Here is an 8,491-nt window from a genome sequence, read left to right as displayed (position 1 = left end):
CCATGTCGCATGACCTCCTGAGCGCCGGTTTCGCTCGGCCTTCTGAAGGGGCGTTCCGGTGCGCGCGGATATTTCTCTGGAAGTCCAAAATCAAGAGCGGCACGGCTCTTCGTAGGAGCGAGCTTGCTCGCGAACCCTGACTCCGTCCCCCCCTCCCTAACCCTCCCCCGCAAGCGGGAGAGGGGACCGTTCGGCGTGAAGCGGAATCACGAAACTCCCGGGCTCCCCGTAGGACTCACCAGCCGCGCCGGACATCTCTGTGGCACGGCCGACGGCGGTGAGGGCCAGGATGACTCCGGACGCTCCGGCAGCTCAGGACAGCCCCCTCTCCCGCTTGCGGGAGAGGGTTGGGGAGAGGGCGCTCTTGAGCCCAGCACCTACACCGCCGGGAAGCTCCGTTCGCGAGCAAGCTCGCTCCTACGAAGAGCCCCATGGCGGGGCTTTCAGCCCCCCGCCGTGTAGTACCCCACCGCTACCAGGTAGTGCCCGCTCTTGCGCAGCAGGGCGTGCTTGCTCTCCACCTTGCCGGTCACCGGGTTGCGCCACTGGTAGTCGAACTGCCCTTCGCCCTTGCTCTTGGCCAGGGCCAGCATGGCCTGGCCGATGGCGTTGCCGGCCGGGTCCTTGAGGCCGGCGAAGTCGGTGCCGACCATGCGGGTGTTGTAGCCGTGGGCGACGAACTTGCTGGTGTCCATGTCGACCACGAAGGCGTAGAGGTCATCCTCGATGAAGGCCTTGTCGAGGTCGTTGATGCGCTTGAAGGTGGCTTCCGGCGCGCCTTCTACCGCCTTCACCGTCTTCTCCAGCATGGCCTCGGCCTGGCGGGCGTCGGCGCGCGGGATGTAGTAGCCCACCGCCAGGAAGCGGTCGCCCATGCGCTGGTAGTAGGTGTGCTTGCGCTCGACGCGGCCGTCGGCCCAGTTCTTCCAGCGGTACTCGGTTTCCTGCACCTTGCCGTTCTCCGGGGCCTTGAGGGCCTTGGCGAACTGCGTGCGCATGTTCGGGTCGAGCAGTTGCGAGACGTCGCGGCCGATCAGCACCACCGAGGGGCCGCCGCTGGCCAGCATCACGCCCTTGCTGTCGACCACGTAGACGTACAGCTCGTTATCGACGAACTCGCCCTGGCGGCTGAACGCGGCGAAAGCCTTGTCGCCCTCCTGGCGGTAATAGGCCACGGCCTTCTCCAGCAACTGCCGGGCCCGCTGGGCCTGGGCGGCGTCGGCCGCGGTGCTGGTGGCGGCCGGCAGGTGCAGCGGGGCCAGGCAGGCGAAGCAGAACAGCAGCGCACTGAGCAGGCGTTTCATGCAGGGTCCTCCATGTCGTCCCTTCTTGTTCTGGACTGAGCATAGATGGCCGCTGCGGTTTCGCCCGCCGGCGTCAGCCGAAGAAGCGCTTCATCGAGCGCGACAGCCAGCCGCCGTGGCCCTGGTCGCGGGTCAACTCGTGCATGCTGGCCTTGACCGACTCCACGTAGTTGGCGTCGTCGTTGCGGATGTGGGTGAACAGCCAGCGGCCGAGCAGGCCCTTGAGTTCCTCGGCGACGTCCTCGCCGGCGGCGAAGCGCAGGCGGTAGTCGGAGACGCGCTTGATGAAGAGTTCGTGGACCTTCTTGTGGGCGCGGGTGAACTGGTAGCCGGAGTCTTCCAGCAGGGTTTCCTCGAAGGCGAAGTGCGATTGGGTGTAGTCCACCAGCTCCTCGATCACCTCGCCGACCCGTGCCTTGTCCAGCGTGCCCTGGGCCTCGTGCAGCTGGTTGATCATCTCGACGATTCGCTTGTGCTGGTTGTCGATCACCTGGATGCCGGTGTTCAGGTCATCCTGCCAGACCAGATAGGCCATTTTTACCTCCCCCACCGGCCGCCGGCATTCCTGCCGCCCCGGCTACTGCTCTATTGTTGGCTGGGTCCAGGGTAGGGAGGCGGGACGGGGCGCGCCATGATGCCCGTCAATAGGATTGACCCTAAACTGCGGGCCAGAGCCCACGAATACGAAAAAGCCCGCACGGTGGCGGGCTTTTCGTAGGCATATTCCTTCAGTCGAGCATGCCGACGTGTCGCGGGTGCGCCGCGACGCGTTGCATCCAGGCGTTGATCGCCGGGTAGCCGGAAAGGTCGAAGCCGCCCTGGTGCGCCACGTGGGTGTAGGCGTACAGGGTGATGTCGGCGATGGAATAGCTGTCGCCCACCAGGTAGGGCGTGCGCGCCAGCTGCTGCTCCATCACGTCCAGGGCCTTGTAGCCGCCCTTCAGGCAGTTCTCGTACTCGGCGCGGCGCTCGTCCGGCATCTTCAGGTAGAACTGGATGAAACGCGCCACCGCCACGTAGGGCTCGTGGCTGTACTGCTCGAAGAACTGCCACTGCAGCACCTGGGTGCGCAGGCGCGGTTCCTTCGGCAGCAGCTCGCTGCCGTCGGCGAGGAAGTTGAGGATGGCGTTGGACTCCCACAGGCAGCTGCCGTCCTCCAGTTCCAGCACCGGCACCTTGCCGTTGGGGTTCTTCGCCAGGAACCCGGGGGTCTGCGTCTCGCCCTTGAGGATGTCGATGTCGCGCCACTGGTACGGCAGGCCCAGCAGGTGCAGGACCAGCTTGACCTTGTAGCAGTTGCCGGACAACCGGTCGCCGTAGACGGTGTACATGTCGCCTCCTCAGGCGGGCTGGGCCGCCGCTTGTGCTTCGCGGATCACCGCGGCCAGGCGGCGCAGGCCCTCGCCCAGGCGCTCCGGCGCCACGTGGCTGAAGTTCAGGCGCAGGTGGCCGGGGTTGGCATCCGGGTCGGTGAAGAAGGGTTCGCCGGGCATGAAGGCCACGTTCTGCTGCAGGGCCTTGTCCAGCAGGCCGCGGGTGTCCACCGGCTGTTTCAGGGTCAGCCAGAAGAACAGCCCGCCCTGGGGCACGTTCCACTCGGCCAGGTCGGCGAAGTGTTCTTCCAGCTGGGCCTGCATGGCGTCGCGGCGGATGCGGTAGAAGTCGCGCAGCTCGGCCAGGTGGCCGCGGTAGGCCTCGCTGCCGAACCACTGCAGGGCCTGCCACTGGCCGATGCGGTTGGTGTGCAGGTCGGCCGACTGCTTCAGGCGCAGCAGGTGCGGGAACAGGTCCGGGGTGGCGATCAGGAAGCCCACGCGCAGGCCCGGCAGCAGGGTCTTGGAGACCGTGCCGGTGTAGATCCAGCTGGCCTTCTTCAGGCGGCTGACCAGCGGGGTGGCGCTGCCCGCGTCGAACACCAGCTCGCGGTAGGGTTCGTCTTCGATCAGGGTGACACCGAACTCGTCGAGCAGCGCCGCCACTTCGTCGCGGCGCTCTTCGCTGTAGCGCACGCCGGACGGATTCTGGAAGGTCGGGATGAGGTAGGCGAAGGCCGGCTTGTGCCGCTCCAGGCGCTGGCGCAGGGCGGCCACGTCCGGGCCCTCGGCGCCCAGCGGCACGGTCACGCAGTCGGCGCCGAACAGCTGGAAGGCCTGCAGCGCGGCCAGGTAGGTCGGCGCCTCGAGCAGCACCTCGGTGCCCGGGTCGATGAACAGCTTGCTGGCCAGGTCCAGGGTCTGCTGCGAGCCGCTGACGATCAGCACCTGGCTGGCCTCGCAGGGCACGCCCAGGGCCCGCGCCTCGGCGGCGATGGCCTCGCGCAGGGCCGGCTCGCCCTCGCTCATGCCGTACTGGCCCATGCTGGCCGGCATGTCCGCCCAGTCCACCTTGGGCAGCATGGGTTCGGCCGGCAGGCCGCCGGCGAAGGACATCACCTCCGGACGTTGCGCCGCAGCGAGGATTTCACGGATCAGGGAGCTTTTCAGGCGGGCGATGCGTTCGGAGAAGGCCATGGGGTCACCGGTAGCGGAGGCAGGAGCAAATGAGTCAAACTGGTTGACCGAAGCTACGACGGCCGAACGGATACGTCAATATGCCTGACCTTCTGCCCTCCGACACCTGGTCGGAAGCCATGCAAGCCTTTTACTTCAGCTACCGGGCGTTCACCGCCAAGCCGGACGAGATTCTCGGCCGCCGCGGCCTGGGCCGGGTGCACCACCGCATCCTGTTCTTCGTCGCGCGCAAGAGCGGGTTGAGCGTGAAGGAGCTGCTGGCCACCCTGGGCGTGAGCAAGCAGGCGCTGAACATGCCGCTGCGTCAACTGCAGGAGATGCAGCTGATCCGCAGCGAAGCCTCGCCGACCGACAAGCGCAAGCGCCTGCTCAGCCTCACCGCCGAGGGCGCCAGGCTGGAGCGGGCCCTGCGCAACGAGCAGGCGCGCCTGCTGCAGCGCGCCTTCGCCGAGGCCGGCGAAGAGGCGGTGCACGGCTGGCTGGCAGTCAACCAGGCCCTGGCACAGTCGCTTCAGGAGGCCTGAGCGCCGCCCTCCAGCTCCCGCGCGCCGCGCAGGAACATCAGCGCCAGCGGCAGCAGCGCCGCGGCGGCCAGCAGGGTGCCGGGGATGAACAGCAGGATGCTGGCCATGCACACGCCCGAGAGCACGTCGAGCCAGCCCAGCACCTTCACCGAGGGGTACGGCAGGCCGATCTTCAGCACCCGCACGCCATACCACAGGCCCACCAGGCCGCTGGGCAGGAACAGCGCCATGAAGCCGGCCAGGGCCGCGTTGGGCGTGCCGTCGAGCTGGGCGTCGAAGACCACCGCGTAGGCCTGGATGACCAGCGCCAGGCCGATGGACAGCCACAGCGGCCAGGCCATGCCGCGGGCGCCGAAGCGGTCGACCAGGAACTGCGTGGCGCGCCAGCTGAGGTAGCAGCCCAGCAGCGTGCAGAGCACGCCGAGCCACAGGCTGTAGCTGTCCAGGGCGTCGCCGCGCCCGGTGCCGCCGAGGAACGACAGGCCGAACAGCACGCCCTGCGCCAGCAGCAGCGCCAGGCTCAGCCAGGCCAGCAGGCGCAGGTGGCCGGGGCTCCAGCGGCCGCCGGAGAGGCTGGCCGGGGTGCGCGTCTCGATCAGCTCGACCTTGGGCGCGGCATAGGGATTGTGGTCCATGGCGGGACTCCACGACTGCGACCTGCCCACCATATCCACAGCACGCCGGCCGCGCCACTGTACGGGCCGATCCGCCCCTGGCTGTTACGCGACAGCCCGCGGGGCCGGGGTTAGGCTGCGGAAAAACCACAAGATGCGTGCCGCCATGCCCCTCGAACTCCTGGCCGCCTTCCTCGGCTTCGCCTTCGTCACCTCCATCACGCCCGGGCCCAACAACATGATGCTGCTGGCCTCCGGGGTGAACTTCGGCGTGCGCCGCACCCTGCCGCACATGCTCGGCATCAGCATCGGCTTCCTGCTGCTGGTGGTCGCCGTGGGCCTGGGGCTGGACCAGTTGTTCCACGCCTTCCCCCTCACCTACCAGGTGCTGCGCTACCTGGGCGCGGCCTACCTGCTGTACCTGGCCTGGGGCATCGCCCGCGCCGGCGCCCCGCAGGCCAACGGGCGCAACACCGGCAAGCCGTTCGGCTTCCTGCAGGCGGCGGCCTTCCAGTGGGTCAACCCCAAGGCCTGGATCATGGCCATCGGCGCCATCACCACCTATACCCCGCAGCAGGGCTTCGCCGGCAACGTGCTGCTGATCGCCGTGCTGTTCGCCGTGGTCAACCTGCCCAGCGTCGGCGTCTGGACCGTGCTCGGCAGCTTCCTGCGGCACTGGCTGGAGCAGCCGGCGAGGCGCCGCGTGTTCAATATCGGCATGGCCCTGCTGCTGGTAGCCTCCCTCTACCCCCTGTTCGTGGACATCACCCCCGCATGACCGACTCGACCAGCGCACGCCTGCGCCCCTTCGCCGACTCCTCCCCCGCCGCCGTGGTGGCCGGCTTCGTCGCCATGCTCACCGGCTACACCAGCTCGCTGGTGCTGATGTTCCAGGCCGGCCAGGCCGCCGGGCTGAGCAACGCGCAGATATCCTCGTGGATCTGGGCGCTGTCCATCGGCATGGCCCTGACCACCCTCGGCCTGACCCTGCGCTACCGCACGCCCATCGTCATCGCCTGGTCCACCCCCGGCGCCGCGCTGCTGATCAGCAGCCTGCCGGGCGTGCCCTATGCCGAGGCCATAGGCGCCTTCATCGTCTGCGCCGGGCTGATCACCCTGTGCGGCGTCACCGGCAGCTTCGACCGCCTGATGCGCCAGGTGCCCGGCTCGCTGGCCGCGGCGCTGCTGGCCGGGGTGCTATTCCGCATCTGCATCGAGATCTGCCGCGCCGCCGAGCAGCAGACGCTGCTGGTGGTGGCGATGTTCCTCAGCTACCTGCTGGCCAAGCGCCTGTCGCCGCGCTACGCGGTGTTCGTCGCGCTGCTGGTGGGCGTGGCCCTGGCCGGCGCGCTGGGCCTGCTGAACTTCAGCCACTTCCAGCTGGAGCTGGCCAGGCCGGTGTGGACCACGCCGAGCTTCTCCCTGGCCGCCACCATCAGCATCGGCATCCCGCTGTTCATCGTCGCCATGGCCTCGCAGAACATGCCCGGCCTGGCCGTGCTGCGCGCCGACGGCTACCAGGTGCCGGCCTCGCCGCTGATCTCCAGCACCGGCATCGCCTCGCTGCTGCTGGCGCCGTTCGGCTCCCACGGCATCAACCTGGCGGCCATCAGCGCGGCCATCTGCACCGGCCCCGAGGCCCACGAGAACCCGCACAAGCGCTACACCGCGGCGCTCTGGTGCGGCGTCTTCTATGGCGTGGCGGGCATCTTCGGCGCCACCCTGGCAGCGCTGTTCGCCGCCTTGCCCAAGGCCCTGGTGCTGTCCATCGCCGCCCTGGCGCTGCTCGGCTCCATCACCAACGGCCTGAGCAACGCCATGGCCGAGGCCCGCCAGCGCGAGGCGGCCATGGTCACCTTCCTGGTCACCGCCTCGGGCTTCACCCTGTTCTCCGTGGGCTCGGCCTTCTGGGGCCTGGTGGCGGGCCTGGCCACGCAACTGCTGCTGAACTGGCGTCGCGCGCCCTGAGCTCTGCTAGCATCGGGCGTTCGCCACACAGCGGGAACGCCCTGATGCTGCACACCCTGGCCGTCGCCAACTACCGCTCGATCAACAGCCTGGTGCTGCCCCTGGGCCGGCTGAACCTGATCACCGGCGCCAACGGCAGCGGCAAGTCCAACCTCTACCGCGCCCTGCGCCTGCTGGCCGAGACCGCCCAGGGCGGCGTGGTCAACGCCCTGGCCCGCGAGGGCGGGCTGGAATCGACCTTCTGGGCCGGCCCGGAAACCCTCTCGCGGCGCATGCGCAAGGGCGAGGTGGAAGTCCAGGGCGGCCCGCGCAAGGACGTGGTGCGCCTGCGCCTGGGCTTCGCCGGCGAGGACTTCGGCTACGCCATCGCCCTGGGCCTGCCGCCGCCCCCGCTGGTGAGCGCCTTCGGCCTGGACCCGGAGATCAAGCGCGAATGCATCTGGGCCGGCCCGGCGTACCGCCCGGCCTCGCTGCTGGTGGACCGCAACGGCCCCATGGTGCGCCTGCGCGAGGGCCGCAGCTGGGAAGTGAAGGCGCAGCACCTGCCGACCTTCGACAGCCTGTTCGCCCAGATCGGCAACGACCCGCAGTGCCCGGAAGTCTTCCGCCTGCGCGAGCGCATCCGCGGCTGGCGCTTCTACGACCACTTCCGCAGCGACGCCGAGGCCCCGGCGCGCCTGCCCCAGCTCGGCACCCGCACGCCGGTGCTGCACCACGACGGCCGCGACCTGGCCGCGGCGCTGCAGACCATCCGCGAGATCGGCGACGCCGAGGCGCTGGACGCGGCCATCGCCGACGCCTTCCCCGGCGCACGCCTGGACATCGACTTCCAGAGCGGCGGGCGCTTCGCCGTGCAGCTGTTGCAGCATGGCCTGCTGCGCCCGCTGAGCGGCACCGAGCTGTCCGACGGCACCCTGCGCTACCTGCTGCTGGTGGCCGCCCTGCTCACCCCGCGGCCGCCGTCGCTGATGGTGCTGAACGAGCCGGAGACCAGCCTGCACCCGGACCTGCTGCCGGCCCTGGGGCGCCTGATCGTCCGCGCCTCGGAACACACCCAGGTGTGGGTGGTGTCCCACGCGGCGCGGCTGATCGCCACCCTGGAGGAACACCCGCAGTGCAACGCCATCCACCTGGAGAAGGAGCTGGGGCAGACGCGGATTCGTGGCCAGGGGATGTTCGACGAGCCGGCTTGGCATTGGCCGGATTGAGGGTACGGGGAAGCTCCCGGTAACGGCGGTTTACGGCTTGGCCACGTTCCCTCTCCCTGAAGGGAGAGGGGGCTGTCCCGAGCTGTCGGATAAAGCAGAGTCAGCCGGCAAACTCGTAGGGCGGATAACCGTTCGCGGTTATCCGCCGTTGGCCGTGCTACCGGGGCGTCCGGCGTGGGCGGTAAATCCAATCGCGGACGGAGTCCGCTCCTACGACCGTGCCTCCAGGAACCGTAGGAGCGGACTCTGTCCGCGATCATGGCGGATAACGCCATAGGCGTTATGCGCCCTACGGGGAGCCTGGGAGCTTCGTGGTTCCGCACCACACCGAACGGCTCCCTCTCCCTTCAGGGCGGGCCGCGT

Annotated in this window: 9 protein-coding genes; 4 read left to right on the top strand and 5 right to left on the bottom strand. The window is 69.0% G+C overall.

The genetic code is table 11. From position 1 onward, the window contains the following. Window positions 1-443: 443 nt before the first annotated feature. The 4 genes from DK254_RS09750 to DK254_RS09735 form a co-directional block, all read right to left on the bottom strand. The gene (locus DK254_RS09750; RefSeq protein WP_109933617.1) at window positions 444-1,304 is read right to left on the bottom strand and encodes a cache domain-containing protein; all 861 of its coding nucleotides are present in this window, start codon (window positions 1,302-1,304) and stop codon (window positions 444-446) included. 73 nt (window positions 1,305-1,377) lie between these two features. After that, window positions 1,378-1,839 carry a bacteriohemerythrin gene (locus DK254_RS09745; protein WP_089394487.1) on the bottom strand — a complete coding sequence of 154 codons (462 nt, stop codon included), beginning with the start codon at window positions 1,837-1,839 and terminating at the stop codon, window positions 1,378-1,380. A gap of 193 nt (window positions 1,840-2,032) precedes the next feature. Then, the gene (locus tag DK254_RS09740) at window positions 2,033-2,635 is read right to left on the bottom strand and encodes a glutathione S-transferase family protein (RefSeq protein ID WP_109933616.1); all 603 of its coding nucleotides are present in this window, start codon (window positions 2,633-2,635) and stop codon (window positions 2,033-2,035) included. 9 nt (window positions 2,636-2,644) lie between these two features. Beyond that, on the bottom strand, window positions 2,645-3,814 hold the full coding sequence (locus DK254_RS09735; RefSeq protein WP_109933615.1) for a PLP-dependent aminotransferase family protein: 1,170 nt from the start codon (window positions 3,812-3,814) through the stop codon (window positions 2,645-2,647). 80 nt (window positions 3,815-3,894) lie between these two features. Between DK254_RS09735 and DK254_RS09730 the strand changes: the two genes are divergently transcribed. Further along, entirely contained in the window at window positions 3,895-4,338 is a 444-nt protein-coding gene (locus tag DK254_RS09730) for a MarR family winged helix-turn-helix transcriptional regulator (RefSeq protein ID WP_109933614.1), read from the top strand. On the opposite strand, the gene DK254_RS09725 is transcribed toward DK254_RS09730, so the two are convergent. Beyond that, window positions 4,326-4,973 carry a hypothetical protein gene (locus DK254_RS09725; protein ID WP_109933613.1) on the bottom strand — a complete coding sequence of 216 codons (648 nt, stop codon included), beginning with the start codon at window positions 4,971-4,973 and terminating at the stop codon, window positions 4,326-4,328. The two genes, DK254_RS09730 and DK254_RS09725, sit on opposite strands and share 13 nt — an antisense overlap. Before the next feature lie 145 nt (window positions 4,974-5,118). Between DK254_RS09725 and DK254_RS09720 the strand changes: the two genes are divergently transcribed. The 3 genes from DK254_RS09720 to DK254_RS09710 are packed head-to-tail and all read left to right on the top strand — an operon-like array spanning window position 5,119 to window position 8,128. After that, complete coding sequence (locus DK254_RS09720; protein ID WP_109933971.1) at window positions 5,119-5,730, top strand: LysE family translocator; 612 nt, start codon at window positions 5,119-5,121, stop codon at window positions 5,728-5,730. Continuing rightward, window positions 5,727-6,920 carry a benzoate/H(+) symporter BenE family transporter gene (locus DK254_RS09715; RefSeq protein ID WP_109933612.1) on the top strand — a complete coding sequence of 398 codons (1,194 nt, stop codon included), beginning with the start codon at window positions 5,727-5,729 and terminating at the stop codon, window positions 6,918-6,920. The genes DK254_RS09720 and DK254_RS09715 overlap by 4 nt, the downstream gene beginning before the upstream one ends. A gap of 44 nt (window positions 6,921-6,964) precedes the next feature. Continuing rightward, on the top strand, window positions 6,965-8,128 hold the full coding sequence (locus DK254_RS09710) for an AAA family ATPase (RefSeq protein ID WP_109933611.1): 1,164 nt from the start codon (window positions 6,965-6,967) through the stop codon (window positions 8,126-8,128). The last annotated feature ends 363 nt before the right edge of the window (window positions 8,129-8,491 follow it).

Source organism: Pseudomonas sp. RW407, assembly GCF_003176655.1.
Lineage (GTDB): Bacteria > Pseudomonadota > Gammaproteobacteria > Pseudomonadales > Pseudomonadaceae > Pseudomonas > Pseudomonas delhiensis.
Note: the sequence above shows the minus strand (reverse complement) of the source record. Positions and strands in the feature narration are given on the sequence as shown.